This window comes from Pontibacter chitinilyticus (assembly GCF_039748935.1).
GTDB lineage: Bacteria > Bacteroidota > Bacteroidia > Cytophagales > Hymenobacteraceae > Pontibacter > Pontibacter chitinilyticus.
In genome coordinates this window covers 18,859-35,014 of the sequence record NZ_JBDIZJ010000004.1, presented here as the reverse complement: position 1 = coordinate 35,014, position 16,156 = coordinate 18,859, and the positions used below count along the sequence as shown (strand labels likewise).

At 49.9% G+C, this 16,156-nt stretch carries 8 protein-coding genes; 3 read left to right on the top strand and 5 right to left on the bottom strand.

The window, feature by feature from the left end; all coding sequences use genetic code 11:
* Positions 1–59 precede the first annotated feature (59 nt).
* Entirely contained in the window at positions 60–245 is a 186-nt protein-coding gene (locus ABDW72_RS08325) for a CsbD family protein (RefSeq protein WP_347158080.1), read from the bottom strand.
* A 655-nt stretch (positions 246–900) separates the two neighbouring features.
* Here ABDW72_RS08325 and ABDW72_RS08320 point away from each other — a divergent pair.
* A complete protein-coding gene (locus ABDW72_RS08320; RefSeq protein ID WP_347158079.1) occupies positions 901–2,778 on the top strand; it encodes a CBM35 domain-containing protein in 1,878 nt (625 codons plus the stop codon).
* Positions 2,779–2,942: 164 nt separating this feature from the next.
* Here ABDW72_RS08320 and ABDW72_RS08315 read toward each other — a convergent pair whose 3' ends face one another.
* Both ABDW72_RS08315 and ABDW72_RS08310 read right to left on the bottom strand, forming a co-directional pair.
* The gene (locus ABDW72_RS08315) at positions 2,943–4,172 is read right to left on the bottom strand and encodes an MFS transporter (RefSeq protein WP_347158078.1); all 1,230 of its coding nucleotides are present in this window, start codon (positions 4,170–4,172) and stop codon (positions 2,943–2,945) included.
* A 299-nt stretch (positions 4,173–4,471) separates the two neighbouring features.
* On the bottom strand, positions 4,472–4,966 hold the full coding sequence (locus ABDW72_RS08310) for a DUF4168 domain-containing protein (protein WP_347158077.1): 495 nt from the start codon (positions 4,964–4,966) through the stop codon (positions 4,472–4,474).
* Between the two features lie 440 nt (positions 4,967–5,406).
* Between ABDW72_RS08310 and ABDW72_RS08305 the strand changes: the two genes are divergently transcribed.
* Complete coding sequence (locus ABDW72_RS08305) at positions 5,407–7,953, top strand: PAS domain S-box protein (protein WP_347158076.1); 2,547 nt, start codon at positions 5,407–5,409, stop codon at positions 7,951–7,953.
* A 128-nt stretch (positions 7,954–8,081) separates the two neighbouring features.
* Here the strand turns inward: ABDW72_RS08305 and ABDW72_RS08300 are convergent, their stop codons facing one another.
* A complete protein-coding gene (locus ABDW72_RS08300) occupies positions 8,082–11,897 on the bottom strand; it encodes a T9SS type A sorting domain-containing protein (protein ID WP_347158075.1) in 3,816 nt (1,271 codons plus the stop codon).
* 809 nt (positions 11,898–12,706) lie between these two features.
* On the opposite strand from ABDW72_RS08300, the gene ABDW72_RS08295 reads away from it, so the two are divergent.
* The gene (locus tag ABDW72_RS08295; RefSeq protein ID WP_347158074.1) at positions 12,707–13,621 is read left to right on the top strand and encodes a YihY/virulence factor BrkB family protein; all 915 of its coding nucleotides are present in this window, start codon (positions 12,707–12,709) and stop codon (positions 13,619–13,621) included.
* A 214-nt stretch (positions 13,622–13,835) separates the two neighbouring features.
* Here the strand turns inward: ABDW72_RS08295 and ABDW72_RS08290 are convergent, their stop codons facing one another.
* Positions 13,836–16,130, bottom strand: coding sequence for a malectin domain-containing carbohydrate-binding protein (locus ABDW72_RS08290; protein WP_347158073.1), 2,295 nt, complete (start codon positions 16,128–16,130; stop codon positions 13,836–13,838).
* Between the last annotated feature and the right edge of the window lie 26 nt (positions 16,131–16,156).

Sequence of the window (16,156 nt, the reverse complement as noted above, 5' to 3'; positions counted from 1 at the left end):
CACTACAAAAAAGTCCGGCTAAAAGCCGGACTTCAGGGTATTTTATATACAAGGCAGTATTACAAGCTTCTCAGCCATTGTACCACTTCATCGCGTGTTTTGCCTGTCTTTTGCTGCAGGCGGCCATACAATTCGTCGTCCTTACCTTCTTCGTAGCGCAGGTCATCATCCGAAAGGTCGCCATAGGCTTGCTTCACCTTTCCTTTGATCTCATTCCATCGGCCTTTTAATTCTAGTTTATCCATAGTAAAAACTTTTAGTGTTTCAGATTTAAACGCTTGTAACACGGCAAGGGTTGTACCAGGTAATAGCAAGAGGTTACTTGCCTGTATGGCAAAAATATAGTATATTGATAGCCAGTTGGTTGTTGTTTATTTTGAAGCGGAAAGGAAGGTGTGGGAGAAAGCCATTTCAATAAGTTTTGCTACGCACCCGGGCTGATAACCAAGGCGTTCAAATGGCCCTCATGTGCAGCAGAAACAGGTATAAAAAAGAAAGCGCAGGCCGCGATTGCCTATAAATGAAGAACAAACGTAGAAGTGAATTACCACTTGATGAGAATAGAAGAAATACCATAGAATAAGAAACAACATAAAAAGACAAGATCGTCCGGGAGCATACTTTTACCTTTGCAAGTATAATGCTACGCGCGGAATGCCCTTTCCGTTCATGAGGCAGAGCGGGTGAGCGCACCACGTATAAATTATCCCTAGAGCCTATCGGATGGGTTTACAGCAGAGGAGGCTGCGGCAAACCCAATTGAAATGTGGCTGTAGGGAAGCGAGTAGCCGGACTCCTGCAAAAGTGGTGCTCTGAATACGTGCAGAGCAGGTCTTTGACATACGATGAAAACATCATTTCAGTACTTTATAACAACGACTAATTCAAACCTTAAGCTTTATGAAAAAAAGTTTATTCACTGATCAATACGCTGCTTTTAAGGCGTGCCTCCTATTCCTGTTCTTATGCTGCCTGCTTGCTCCTTCCGTGCTCTTTGCGCAGTCCGGTAAAGTTCTCTTCAGAGATGATTTTAACCAGGGCTTTCTGGGAGATGAGTGGCAGGCCTATCGTTCCTGGTCGGCGGGGGATGGAAGCGCCCATAACAGGGTGGACGGTATCGGTGGAACACTGCTTACAAAACGCGCACTGGATGCTCCTGCCTATGTAATAGAGACGGCGGCGAAAGGCTTTACAAACAGCTATTGGCGTGAGTTTCGCCTGATCTTCGGGCAGGTAGACCTGAACAGTGATAGCGCTTATGTGGTAACCTATACCCCAAACTCCGGCGGCCGCCTTACCCTGGCGCGTGCCACAGACAATATCTTGTATCCGGAAGTGTTGGATGAGGTGGTGCTGCATCCTGATCTGAAACCCAACAAATGGTACAAGTTTAGAATTGCCCGCTACGAGAGCGGCCTTATTCAGGTATACCTTGACAAAGGTAATGGCAACGGCTACGGCAAAACCCCTCTTCTAGAAGCCATCGACTCCACATATTCTAAACTGGGGCATTTTGGCTGGCGCGAAGATACCCAGACATCCCCCGAAGATTTTTACGTGGACTGGATTGAGGTCCGCACCCCCAATGAAGCAAAACCACCGGTTGAAGAGAAACCTGAAGCGGATGATATGATCACACAGGTATCAGCAAGCAGCGGGGCTACGTACGACGTAGCTAAGTTAAAAGCCGGCATAAAAGTATTTACCGACCGCGACTACACCGTTACTTCCGTGCCGGATTATTTGCAGGGTGCTTCTTTTATCCAGACTGCCAACAACGATAAAAGTGCTTCGGACACTGATTTCCTGACGATGTTCCTTAAAAAGGATGCCATCGTATATGTTGCTTACGACCCAAGAGGTAAAGAACTGCCAAACTGGCTTCAGGACTGGACGAAGACAGGCGATGTAATCCATACTACAGATCCGGGCTCCAGCTACTATGAAGTATACAGCAAGTCGCTCGGGTATGGAGAGTTGTATCCGCAAGCGTTTGTACTTGGCGGAAACCTGGCAAAGCCTGCTGTCGGTTCAGAGATGAATTATATGGTGATAGCGATAGAGAAACCTGCCGCTGTAAAGCTGGAGGCTGAAGATGCTACCCTAAGCGGTGCTGTAGTTGCTACCGACCACGTAGGGTACAGTGGCACCGGCTTTGTTGATTTCATCAATCCCCTGGATGATTATATTGAGTGGAACGTAAACGTAACCGTTGCGGGAGCTTACAGCCTGGGAATTAGTTTTTCAAACGGAAGGGAACCCCAACGGCCGCTGGAGTTGGCTGTAGATGGCAAACAAGCAGTTGTTTATCCTTTTGAGACTACTTATAGCTGGGAGAGCTGGGCTTATTATAACGGCCCTGTCGTATACCTGACGAAAGGCGCACACACCATCAGAGCAACTGCCAAAGGATTCAGTGGCCCTAACGTGGACTACCTGACGCTGAACTATACGGCTACTACTGCACCAGCCATTAACGCAGTTGCTGCGCTCGATGCAAAGCGCATCAACCAGGTAGAAAATGCTGCGCGTGCTTTTGCTTATCCCAATCCGTTCCAGGCAGCAACTACCATCTCTTACACTTTGCAGGAAAGAGGACGCGTATACCTGGCTGTGTATAACAGCAAAGGTCAGAAAGTAGAGGTGTTGGTGAATAAAGTACAGGAGGCAGGAACTTACGATGTTACCTACTCAACGGCAGCGCTTCAGAATGGCCTGTACATTTACCAGCTGAACGCAGGCGGTAAAAGAGGTTCGGGCAAACTGCTGAAGCAGTAAAAAACTGTGGCGTAGCCGCAACAATCCCTTAAAAGCCAGTGCCCCGCTGCTGCTTTTCTTAAGAAAGGCAGCAGCGGGGCACTGGCTTTTGTAGTTAACAGGAATAATCTTTACTGCTACGTTGGTGCCACATCTGCAGCACTGCAACAGCTTAACGCTTGGTGCTAAGAAGCGGTCACTGTTTGGCTGACCTCCATCCGGATTTGCGAAAAGATTCCGGCACTAATCGTTAACAGACCGGCACCCAGCAATACCGCGCTCACACCAAACATGTCGCTGAACAGTCCGGCTGCAACGGCTCCTCCTACATACCCAAAATCTCGCCAGAACCGGAAGATGCCCAGGCTCTGCGACCGCTGGCTGGGATGTGTATTGTCTGCCACCACTGCATTAAAGATAGGGTACACCATGGCCGTACCTGCTCCTACGGCAGCCAGCGTGAGCAGCATGGCCGTGTAGGAATCTGCAAAAAACAAGGCGGCTACGGCCGTGCCCTGCACCAGCATGCCTATACTTAATAGGTGCTTTTTAGAGAGCGTATCACCCAGCTTGCCGGTAAACAACTGCCCAATGCCCCAAACAGCCGGGTACACGCCAGCCAAAAAGCCAATCTGCACCAGCGAGTAGCCTTTGGAGGCCAGCACCACGGGCAGCAGTCCCCACAGAATGCCGTCGTTAACTTTGGTGAAAAAGCCGTTCAGACTTACAGGGCCCAGGTTAATGTGGCGCCAGGTTGTATCGCGCCATACATTGGGCAGCAACGGGATTTTACTTTGCACAGTTGCTGCCTGCACATGCACATGCGTATCGCGCAAAAAGAATAGCACAAAAATTACGCCCGTAACTGAAAAGGCGATGCCCGGCAAAAATGCATATGTAATCTGCCCTGTCGCTGAAGCTATGTACCCAGCCAGAAACGAAGCAAGCCCTACGGCCACATAGCCTGAGAACTCGTTAACTCCCATTGCAAAGCCCCGCTGCTTTTCTCCCACTAAGTCCAGCGTCATCACCACACTTGATGTCCAGGCGATACCCTGGTTGAAACCCAGCAGCAGGTTGGCCGCAATCACCCACCACCAGCTGGAGGCGTAAAACAGAAGCCACGGCACCGGCAGGGCCAGCAGCCAGCCTGCCAGCAGCAACTGCTTGCGCGAGAAACGCACCGAAAGCTGCCCCATCAGCATATTAGCGACCGACTTTGCCAGGCCGAAGGCCACAATAAACGAGAGCACCGCTGTATTGCGGTTCAGGTGAAAGATGGTTTCTGCGAACTTGGGAATAACCGCGCGCTCCAGGCCAACCATTGCTCCTACAAAACCGGTAATGAGCATCAGCAGCCAGAACTGTCCGGCGTTTTGTTTCAGGCCAATGATAGATGATCCGTGTTGTGTCATATTTATACTATAAAGTAAACTGCCGCGCCAAACTTAAACTGCAAGCATAAGTATAGCAGCAGGTTATGGCCTTGCAAAAGTAACAGTAAAAGCTTAGAGTGTCGGGCTGAATGGGGAAAAGTATCTGTACTGCCTGCCTGTCAGCAGGGGAGCTGCCAGTAAGCAGGTAAAACAACAGGGTTTCAGATAGCAGTAAGCCATAATTAGAAGCGCCTGCTACTGGCGGCACTTCTGATTATGGCTTACTGCACTACTCCTTTTCAGCACCAGAAAAAGTGCTGCAGGAGTGAGCTAAAATGTTATTGCTTCGACATAAGGGCAGCGACTTTGGCTTTAACAGCGGGGTCGTTTTCGAAGGCATTCAGCATGGCTTCATACTTTTCTACCGTCAGTCCTTCTGCTTTAATTGCTTCGTCAACTTTAGTTTTGGTGACAGGCTGCACTTTGATTACGGCTTGTGCGGCATTGCTGAAAGCAGCTATTTCTTCCGGATCTTTGGCGACTTCGTCCAGCTTTTTCTGCTGGTGTGCCTGTGCCAGTTCATTAAACCGTTCGGGGGTGAGATTTTGCTCCTTAATGGCAGCGACCATGTCCTCACGGCCTTTCTTCTGAATCTCAGTCGCCTTTAGGTTTGCATTAATAAATTGTTGCAGGTCGGCATCAGAGAATTTTTGTGAGGTTTGCGCTTTCTGGGTTGCCGGCGTAGTAGCCTGCTGCGCAAAAGCGGCTTGGCCAAAACACAAAGAACCCATTAGCAATGCGGCTGCAATAGTCCCTTTCTTTAGTAGTACCATAGGTGGTTTAGAATTGGGTTAAAAAATTATTTTAAGGCAGGCTTACCTGCTGCAAACAGGTAGGCAGCTTGCAAGTAAGCTGCCTACCTGTTTAACGGCAAAAATACGGATAAAGTCGAACCTGCTGCTTTATTTTAGCTGAGTGCCTGCTGTTTGGCTTATTCCAGGTGCTTCAACAAAGTCTCACGGCACTAGATTGCCAGAGCTAAAATTTTGCACAGGTTTAAGGTATGATTTAAATAAAAAGCCAATTTTGATGGTATGCATTTTATTTATTAACTAACAACTGACTGATGCGCTGTAGAAGCTAAAACCAAGGAATCTAGCACTTACATACACATTAATAAGTATGCTGAAGCGGTAATATTTGATGAGCTGATAAATGCTAAGTATAACAGCATATATAAATTAAGAAAGATAACTCCCTTTGTAGAAATTGCATGGAAACTGGTAACCAGGTAAACGTTTTGGAAAAAGTAATGCAGTACGCTCCTGATATAATCTGCGGTTTAGACGGAGAGGGTTGTTTTGTAAGTATAAGTAATGCTTGCCAGGATATTTTAGGGTATAGCAGTGAAGAGTTGATTGGGCAGCGCTTTACTACGTTTGTGCGCCCCCAGGATCGTTCCGGTACGTTGCTGCACCTGCAGCAGTTAAAAAAGAGTGCCGGTAGTATACTTTTCGAGAACAGCTGCCTGCACAAGCACAGACGGGAAGTGCTGCTGCAATGGTCTGCTTCCTGGTCAAGCGAAGCCGCTGCTTTCTTCTGCATCGGTCGAGCTATCTCTAATCAGAAGATGGCATGGGAAAAACTACGGGAAGTAAATGAACTGCACCAGGCCCTGATTGACAACGGCTTTGATATGCTGGGCCTGCTTGACGAAGAAGCCAAATTTCAGTATAGCGGAGGCGCCGTTGCCAGAAAGCTGGGCTATAGCCCCGAACAGCTCATGGGTAAATGTGCTTTCCAGTTTGTGCATACTGAAGATGTCGCCAAGGCAAAACATTCTTTTAAGCAGCTTGTACATAGCAGCCAACATTTGAGCCTGTCGGAATACCGCTTCAGAGCAGCTGATGGGCAGTGGCGCTGGCTGGAAACCACCGCAAGCAATCAGCTGCAGAACCCTTATATCAAAGCTTTTGTGCTCAGCTCCCGTGATGTAACGGAGCGCATTCTGGCACGGCAAAGGTTGCAGGAAAGTGAGCAGCGTTTTAAATCTTTGTTCGAGAATAACCCGGATATGGTGCTTTTTGAGGATTCGGAAGGCATTATTAAGGATGTGAACCCGGTGGTGCTTCGTTATTTCGGAATGGAGAAGGAGCACATACTTGGTTGTATGCTGGCAGACCTTTTGCCGCAGAATGCTGCGGCCATTTGTGAAGCCAAACGCCGGGAAGCGCTGGCCGGACAGCAGGTACGGTTTGATCTGGAGATAAACTTTAGCCAGATCGGCCGCCGGGTGTTCTACATTATTAAAATACCGGTAACCGGAGCAGATGCCCGGACGGGGGTGTATACCATCGTGCGGGATGTCACTGCTATTGTGGATTCGCATAACACCATTAAAGAGCAGGCGCGGAAGCTGAACACGATCTTTGAAAGTATAACAGAGGCATTCTTTACACTGGATAAAGCATGGAACCTGACCTATGTGAATCAGGAGTTTGAGCGGCTGCTGCAAGTGGACCGGCACCAGGTATTGGATCAGAACATCTGCCACATCCTGCCGTCAGAGGCAAACGGCGTATTTTACCAACAGTTCAGGCAAGCGCTGGATACGGGCAAAGCTGTTAGTTTTGAAGCGTACTTCCGGGCACTGGATAGGTGGCTGGATGTGAAAGCCTTTCCTTCTAACGACGGCCTTTCGGTTTATTTCAGCGACGTGACAGAGAAAGTTCAGGCAAAAAAAGAACTCGAAACACTTTCGCTGGTTGCCAGCAAAACCACCAACGGCGTTATTATTACAGATGTGGACCGCCGCATAGAATGGGTGAACGAAGGTTTTACAAAACTGACAGGATATAGCCTGGCAGAAGGACTGGGAAAACGGCCTTCGGAGCTGTTGCATACTGGTCAAACAGATAGCAGGGCGTTTGAGCAAGTGAAGGACCGGATGATAAAAGGTGAAGCGGTAACGTTCGACATTCTGAACTTTACCAAAAGTGGCGAGGAAGTATGGCTCTCCGTTCAGGTAAACCCTATTTACGATGCGCAGGGCAACTTGTGCCGGTATGTAACCGCACAAACGGATATCACCGCTCTGAAAAAATCAGAGCTGGAACTGGCGCAATTGGCAAAGGACCTATACCGGCAGAACGGCGATCTGCAGCAGTTTACGTACATCGTGTCGCACAACCTGCGCGCGCCTGTGGCCAATGCTTTGGGCTTAACAGAGCTGCTGACAAAGGCAGCGAAAGATTCGGAGCTGTTCGATAGATCACTGGCTAACCTCAGGAAAAGTATTGTCAGCCTCGACAATGTGCTGAAAGACATGAGCATGATCCTGTCTATCCGGGATAATAAAGACACGATCGGGAAGGAGAAAGTAGATGTGGCGCTTGTTTGCAGTCAGGCGATCGCCAGTTTGCAGGAGTCGCTTGAAGGTTGTGGCGGGCAGGCAACAGTATTGATCGAAGAGAATACCTGGGTGCGGGGCAACAAGGCGTACTTCTACAGTATCTTCTATAACCTGTTATCTAATGCGATCAAGTATAGATCTGCTTCGCGGGCTTTGCAGGTAACGATCCAGTGCCTGAGCAATACAAACGGAGGCATGCTCATAACCTTTACCGATAACGGGTCAGGGTTCGATATGGTCAAAGCGGGAGATCATATATTTAAGCTTTACAAGCGGTTTCATTCACACTCTGATGGAAGAGGCATTGGCCTATACCTTGTGAAAACGCACATAGAAGCTATGGGCGGTCGCATTGAAGTAAGCAGCAGCATTGATGCAGGCACCCGGTTCCTGATCTACCTGAATTAATACTTACCGATTGATCTTCGGAAGTGATAACAAAACAGCCCCTGCTTTTTAGGCAGAGGCTGTTTTGTTGTTTCAGTTTATGCTTTGCCGTTTATACTTGCCGCACAGCAAGTATAAACGGCAAAGCATTACTCTTTAATCAGTTTGGTCTGAACCGTGCCGGATGCTGCCTCTGCCTGGATCACATACATGCCCGAAGACAGCAAGCTGGCAACAGGCAGTTCTGTCGTAGCAAAGCCCTGCGCATCGGTGCGCAATGTTTTTGCTAGTACCACCTGGCCAAGCGCATTGTGTACCGTAAGGGTAACCGGCTCTTTGCTGCCGAAACGCTCCAACTCAATATAGATCTTACTGCCCGCAGTGTTTGGGTTAGGGAAAACCAGCAGGTGCGGACCTTTGCCATCAAGGATAGCTGCTTTTGTGGTAGCTAACGTGTTGCTAATTTCAGTCGAATCGCTGGCTGCCGCTGCAACAACTAGTGAAGCCGCTGCCTCTTCATACACTATGCCTCTTCCGTTCAAAGCGACGCCAATTACCTGGTCCTGCTTTTTTTTATGGCTTACCACCTGCAGCATTGCTTTTTTGTTGCCTTTGGTAGTAGGATTAAAGGCAACATTAAACGTGATGGAGCTGTTTTTTCGAATTTTAATCGGCTTGTTAGGTTTGGCGTTTGGTGCCCCCTTCATTCTGAACTCTTTAGCATCTGCCCCCACGATCTCAATATCCTGTACACTCAGGGTGCCGTTGCCGGTGTTTGCTATGGTGACGGTATAATTGGTGACTTCAGAATCTTTGGCTCCCACTACTTCGGTTGCTGCAATCTGCTGCGGAAAGGCCGTGGCAAAACCTTCGGTGTTGGAGGCGTCGCTTACACGCAGTAAAGTAATCTGGGAAGTTCTGGTTGTATTATTATTCCAGTTATACTCGCTTACGTACAGGTTGCCGGTCGTCACATCTTCCACCAAATCAAGCGGGTTAATGAAGCCCGACATGCCGACCAGGCCGCTGGTACCGGCGCCCGTCTGCGAATGAGTGATGTTGTAGATCTTGTCGTCGCTGCTGGCCGATGTTACCGTAGGGCTTTTCACCATAGAACCTGGCTCAAGCACAATAATATCTCCACCACCACTAAAGCGACACACCAGCAGTTTGCCTTTCAGAGCACCATTAAACGCATCGCTTTTATACTCGAGTGCGCCGTTAGGTGATTTGTTGAGCTCAAAGTTAAAAGCAGCACCGCGGTAGTCTTTATCCGCCTGCAGCGTTGTCGGATAAAGTGGGTTATCAGCATAGCCTCTATTTACCACATACTGGCCCCGCATAGGGTTGGGGTGGCCGAAATAGCCGACAGGCTTCAACGGGTTTATGCGGAACAACCAGTCATTCTGCACCTGCACGCCAGTGGTTGCCGGCACCGTGGGGCCGTTGTAAAACGTGCCATCCGGCCGGCGTGTGCCCGCTACAGAGGCTGGCGTGTTGCCTCCTGCTGCTGATCCGTTTGCGGGTACGTACAACTGGCCGTTGGTATGCCACACCAGGTCGTAGCCGTTTCGTATACCTGAGGCATAAATGGTGAGGGGCGCACTGGAGCCATACGGGTTGTAGCTATTGTCTGACATGCGCATGGAAGTGGCAGGCGCATTCTTGATCACGTTCAGATCGGTCGTCGTTTTCACATGCAAAGGCAGGGTAACGGTGCTGAGTTTCTTCATGTCCACGCGCAGCACTGTTCCCGAAAGCAGGCTTTCGTTGCGTTGCCAGGTGCCGTCGTAGCTGCCCATCGAGCTGTTGCTGCCCTGCACAAAGTATAAGGCTCCGTCAGGCCCAAAAGCCAGGCTGTTCACCATGTGATCTTTGGCGGAGCGGGGTAATTCAGTAATCAGAAGTTGCTCCTTCTCCAGGTTGGCACCGCTTAGCCGGGATATCTTTCCATCAAACTCGGGCGCAGAATCCAGGCCGGAGGAGCAGTGGGAAACATACGCAATCAGGTTGGTAGCCGTGGAAGCTGGATCGAACGTGAGGCCTACAGCAGAGCGGGGGCCATACTTCTGGACAAGGATGGAAATAACTTGCTGACCACTGAGGGTACCATCGGCATGATTTATTGTATAGCGCTCCAGGGTGCCATCCAGCCGCAGCGCATAAAACTTGCCATCGGGGCCAATAACCAGCGAAGTATACTTCTTGTTCAGGGTGCCTGCCATTGGTACTTTGGAGAATTCCACTGCCAGCGGTTGCTCGCCGGATTCAATAACAGCGCCGGTGGTAAAGGTGGCCGCATACGGAATAAAGGCAGCGCCGCTATAAGATTTGACGCCATCCGTAACCATAAACTTATAGGTTGTATTAGGCTCGAGTGCGAAAGTGGGCGAAAAGCTGATGGCATCGCCGCCGCCGGTACCCTGCACCACACCTAATACTTCCGTGGTAGTGGTGCCCAATTTTAACAGCTTCACGGTAGAACTGGTAATAGTGGCGTTGTCGACCCCTCCTTTGTAGCCCGCCACCTCCGGCACATACAGGTTATTGGCCGCAATGCTGGAGGTGTTAACACTCACATTTGTGGCTTTATCAGCTGGCGTGGAGGAAATAACATAGGGGCGCGGAGCCGAAACTGTTACCTGCACCAGCATTGTTCCGGTGCTGAAGCCTGGTGCCGCGGCAGAAACGGTTGCTTTGTAAGTACCCAGCGGCAAACTTCTGGCGGCGGTATAGTCGAACGTTACATTTGGCTCACTTCCGTAGTGTGTGGCATCGAAATGCAGCCAGCCGCTGCCCCCGGCACTATAAGTAGCCGATAAATTATACTGGACGCTCGTCTGCTTAGCCGAGTTGCCCAGTTCTGCCGAAAACGTCTTGGTCGTGGTGCTGGCGTTGTCAATGCTCAGGTACTGCGCGTTGGCAGACCAGTATGTATAAGGGCCGCTTGACACTGGAACGATACGGGCGGAATTGATCTTGGTATTGGTGCCACCATCTGCGTTAATTGTGAGTAGGCCGTCGGTAACCGTAACCCGCACCGTAGCGCTTTTAAAACGGGTTAAGCTACCTGTTGCGCCGGAGGGAACAAAGTTAGTAATGGCTCTGACGCCCTCTACGTTGATGCTGTGGCTCTCCGGATTCGGGTATACGCCGGCATCTCCGGCAGAAACTGTAACATCATAGATGCCATTAACCACCTTTGCCTCCCAAAAACCTTCTTCTTTGGTGCCATTGAAAGTACTGATCACATCATTGGCCTGCATGTGCAGCAAGGTGGCAAGCAACACATCAGCAGGCACTCCGCGGTTGCGGCCGTTGCCAGGTGTGGTGCCACCTACCGACAGGTCCAGGGGGCTGCCATCAGAACGTTTTTTCCAGCCATAGGTCAGGGCAGATCCCGAGCGGAGGCCGAACGGCTGGCCATAGTCCTTCACCCAACCTGTTGGAGGCGTGGTGGTAGGGTCCTGAAAGTTAACTTTTATCTCTTGTGCTATTTCGGACTTATCAACTACGGTAAAGGAGATACGGTAGGGCGTTCCCGCTGTGCCGGTCCCTTTCGAAGCCGAATAAGGTATTGCCTCTAAGGTATAAGTGCCAACAGCGGGTTTCCAGGCATTATAATTTCCTTTAATGTCTCCGAAAAGCGCATAGGGCGCACCATTCTCGATAACTGCCTTGGCCAAGGTGCCGCTCAGGGCAAATGACACACTCCCCACTGTAGCAGGATTTGTGTTCGCACGGATATTCAAGTTCCGGGTAGGTAGTTCGGCCAGATTTAAGGTGCTGCCAGTGTTCAGAAGCTGAATGTCTTTGTTCGTATCCGCATTTATCAGCGTGAAACTGACGACCTGTTGTGTGGCAAAAGCAGGTTTAGCTACATTGGAGGATGAGCTTTCGGGCATACTTCCTTCGCGCCATCCGGCAGAAATGGACCATGCGGTTGCATGTAAACTACTTACCATGTAAATACATAGTAGTAGAAGCCAGGTAAGCTTTGCTGGGGTGGGGGTGCGCAGTATACTGGGGAAATGGTAAGTTTTTTTCATTAGGTTTAAATTGTGTTGGCAGTACTACAGGTAGGGGCGCCCTTCACTACATAAATTTAGGTAGGCCGGGCAATCAGGCATGAATAGAAGGTAATGAGGTACACTCATCCCTTATAAGAAGGGCAAACAGAAAAGCTGTGTTATAGAGACACGGTATAGAGAGACCAGCGAACCATAGCTGTTCTCCGGGTTATGGGAGCCCCAGTATTTACTGGTAGAATAAGAAAGTATAGCTTACATCATTAAGCGCTTGGGTTAATCAGTTAAAGAAGAAATCGACTTCACTGTTCTATCGCTTATTGGGTATCAGCGTACCGGTGCCAGCGTATGCAGGCGGTTGTTTTGTTCTAAACTTTTACGAGAAAAGCTTAAAATAATTTACTTCATTAGTGATTTATTACTATACAGAACGACTGATATGCACTGATAAATGGTTAGCTTGTTGTATAGCTTGATGAAAGGCCAACTATAACTGGTGAGTGGAAATTGCCTGCTTATTTGCAGCAATTGGTATACTTAGAGTAGCGCAAATCGCCCTGTAGAAAGCCGGTAAGGTATAAGCAAGGCCTGCGGCTTTTTGGCCATAGCTTGAAGAACTTTGTAGCGGTAGTTCTGGAGGTCTTGGCGTGTTTGCGTTAGAACCTGCAAGCAGGTAACTTAGCCCGTAGCTGTCCGTTTAGCAAGCAAGACAGGCAGCCGGACAGCGGTTGCGATTCTGCTACTAAATGAAGCACATCAAACACTTTTTCAGCAACAGCTGGCACATCATCAAGGCTGCTGCAGCAAACTTCCGAAATGGCGAACCGATTGTGTATAGCGCAGCTATTGCGTTCTTTACAATCTTCTCTTTGCCTGCCATCTTAATTGTACTCACTCAGATCGGTTCAGCCTTCTTTGCCAGGCAACAAGTAAGAGGCCAGATTATCAGCGAAGTAGGTAACCTGATCAGCGCCAGGGCTGGGGCGCAGGTAAGTACGCTGCTGGAGAACCTGATGCAGGTGCCTTCAGGTTTCTGGGGGGTGCTGATCAGCGTTATAGTGGTGATCCAAAGTGCCTCGATCAGCTTCTTTATCATGCAGAAAGCACTCAATGCGGTGTGGCACATCAAAGTGAAACCAGGCATCGGCTTTAAGAAGCTGCTGCGCCGCCGGCTCTCAGCACTGGCTATGGTAGGTGGCCTGGGGCTGTTGCTTATACTTAGTTTGCTGCTGAATACTGCCATAGCCATGTACCGGGAGCAACTGCTTAATTTGTTCGAGGAATTCTTTACACCCGCTATCCGTACCATCAATACCCTGTTTTACCTGCTGGTGGTGCTGATTTTTTTTACGTCGGTGCACAAGGTGCTGCCCGATGCCAAGGTGCACTGGAAAGATGCCCTAGCCGGTGGGATCATCACTTCCATCCTTTTTTTGATAGGCAAGCAGCTGATTAATTATTTGTTGAGCAGTGTGAAGATCGTAGGTATTTATGCGACGGCCGGATCTTTTGTAGTAGTGCTGTTATGGGTATTCTACTCCTCCGTTATCCTGCTGCTGGGGGCAGAGGTCACCCGGGCGTACGCCAACCATTATGGTCGCTTTGTAAAGCCAACTGCCATTGCTTACAAGTATGAGGAAGTAAGTAGCAAAGAAGCATAGACTAGAACAATACAAAGGCACCGTCTTGAAAAGCTTTACGTATTAGCCAGGTACTGTCATACCCACTAAAAACGCTCGACAACTCAGAACCTCACTTTGAATTTATACTTGGTATACACAGCTAAGGTACTTCCCCAACCCAGCGTTTCAGGATTGGGGAAGTGCTGGGAATGCTTCTTCTGTAGCGGTAAGGTCGCTTCAGTACTATTAAACGTTACCGCAGGAGCAACCTGCCCTTTGCTTCTCCAGATGGAGCAGTGGCGCGTAAGATGTAAAGCCCTTTTGGAGGCAGTGTTCCTTTTAAAGTTGTCCGGGCGGTGCCGTCTTCATCCGTAACTACCTGTGTCGTATAGGCCAGCCGCCCGACCACATCATATAACTGGATGCTTACGGTCTCGTGGCCGTTAAAATGCTCGATTATCAGATGAACCTCGTTTCCGTGCCCCGGATTTGGATAACCCTGCACCAGACGTCCTCCGTTCTCCAACTCCGGCGAAATGCCGGTAACGCTTGCACTGGCACTGTCCTGGAACAGCTCCAGGCCTGCCAGGGCCACGCGGTTAGCAGTAGGAGTGAACCTGATATTCATCGTGCCATCCGTCACCTTTACTTCGAAATCTTTGACCAGCGCTGTTCTGTACCCTGCTTCTTTGTAGATGTCGAAGTTGGCGAGTTGCAGCTGATCTTCTATAACAACGCTGAATATCCGTTCTGCCACTGCATGCCAGTAGTTTTCTACAAAATGCATGCGCACGCGGTAGGTGCCTTTTGCTACCGGAATCTCGTAGCGCGTTTCCGCCAGGTCGGTCGCCGCTGATAAGTATGTTTGATACAGCACATCGTCATCGGTGGCAGCAATGGGTGTGGTTACCATTTGTTTGTCCAGCTTGATAGAGCCTTTCCGATACGATTTATCGGCCTCCCATACTTTGCCGTTAATGGTGACAGCCACATCAGCCGCACCTTTGATGCGTTTTACCGCTACCACTGTCGAGTCTGCATCCCGGCCAATGCCGTACAAGGGTATGCGCAGGGGAGTGTCGGAGGTGTTGTAGTGCACCAGTAGAACCGCATTCTTCAGGCCCCTGCTTTTAGGTGTGAACGTAACAGGGATGCTGGTCGTAGCCTGTACGGCCAGCGTGGCCGCAGCTGGTGCCGCAGCGGCAAACTCCTGCTGGTTGGGGCCGGTCACTTCTATACTTCTGATCTGGATGGCCGGATCGCTCTCGCCCCCGGCGTAAGTTTTGCCCTGGTTCGTCAGGCTAACCGTTAACCTGCTGCTGTTCTTTGCCTGTACCTCTTTAAAGCTTAGGGCCGACGGAGCCGCTGTAAGTTCAGAAAAATGCGCTGTGCCCTCCTCGGGCCGCACGTTGCTGACAAAGTATACATTGTCCTGGTAGTCGTAGTTAGTATATTGCGTGCCAAGGTAATCGGTGCCCACGATGTATGCATTAGGAATAATGTTGCCATCCGCATCTATGGCCTTCCAGATGCGCATGCCAATCTTATTCTGATCGTTCTTATTCCTGTCGGAGTAGGCGCTGCCTACCCGGAAACCGAACGCTTTGGAAGGTTTGAAGTGCCCCTGCGCAAGGGCTGTATTGGAGCCTTTTATCCGGGGAAGCAGCGACTGCGCATCCAGGCCGTTGTGGGTAAATAAGGTAGTATAGCTAGAAGACCCTTTATCGTACCACCGGAACGTTTCGGTTTCGGTGCAGCAGTTATGGTACGCGCTCATTTGCGTAACTTCTACCGGCAGGCTCTCATCCGCCCGCACAAAATAAGACGAGAGCACCTCATCCGAATTTGGAACAATCGTTTCTCCATCTACAGAACCGTCATCATGGTTGTAACCGGTCCGGGTCTTAAAGCCGAACGCCTGGATGATCTCCTGCGCCCAGGGCTCCCGCACATCTTCTCCCTGCTTCTGCCATACGCCGTGCAGGTATACTTTCTTTTCGGGATTCTGTTTGTCGTTGGTGGTAATGGTCAGGGTGTTATGGAGTACCTTCACACGGTCTGCCTGGTCTTTTGCCGTAAAGACCAGCGTCAGCACCACGTTACCCCCGGCTTTCAGGGTAAGTGGCAGCGCAGCGGCAGCCGCGAAGTCTTTCCCGTTCAACTGAATCTTCCAGGTGCCGGCATCAGACAAAGACAGGTTCGTGATCGTAAGGGTGCCTGTGCCCTTGTTGCTGATCCGGAGCTTTACTTCATCATGGTTACGGTTGTAGGCTGTGCCATCGCGGTGCCAGGGCTCCTGCACCTTAGAGAAGGCCAGGTGATCCGGCGCCGGAAATCCGTCCAGGTTCTCCACGACAAGATACGGAACATCTTCAGCCGTCTGCCGCAAGCTTGCCAGGCTTTGATCAGCCGTTTCGCCCCAAACTTTGCCAGTCGTAGGCGCCTTTAAAGGAGCAGCCTGCGCCTGCAAACAGACCAGGCAAAAAGCAAGCTGCAAAAGCCCTGTTGCGGACAATGTTTTTATAAAGGGGTAAAAATTTCTTTTCATGGGATGCGCATTATACGCTAGTATAC

Coding starts and splice junctions, on each gene's coding strand:
- ABDW72_RS08315 (WP_347158078.1), bottom strand. CDS start 4,172: ATGACACAACACGGATCATCTATCATTGGCCTGAAACAAAACGCCGGA.
- ABDW72_RS08300 (WP_347158075.1), bottom strand. CDS start 11,897: ATGGTAAGTAGTTTACATGCAACCGCATGGTCCATTTCTGCCGGATGG.
- ABDW72_RS08325 (WP_347158080.1), bottom strand. CDS start 245: ATGGATAAACTAGAATTAAAAGGCCGATGGAATGAGATCAAAGGAAAG.
- ABDW72_RS08310 (WP_347158077.1), bottom strand. CDS start 4,966: ATGGTACTACTAAAGAAAGGGACTATTGCAGCCGCATTGCTAATGGGT.
- ABDW72_RS08295 (WP_347158074.1), top strand. CDS start 12,707: ATGAAGCACATCAAACACTTTTTCAGCAACAGCTGGCACATCATCAAG.
- ABDW72_RS08320 (WP_347158079.1), top strand. CDS start 901: ATGAAAAAAAGTTTATTCACTGATCAATACGCTGCTTTTAAGGCGTGC.
- ABDW72_RS08290 (WP_347158073.1), bottom strand. CDS start 16,130: ATGAAAAGAAATTTTTACCCCTTTATAAAAACATTGTCCGCAACAGGG.
- ABDW72_RS08305 (WP_347158076.1), top strand. CDS start 5,407: ATGGAAACTGGTAACCAGGTAAACGTTTTGGAAAAAGTAATGCAGTAC.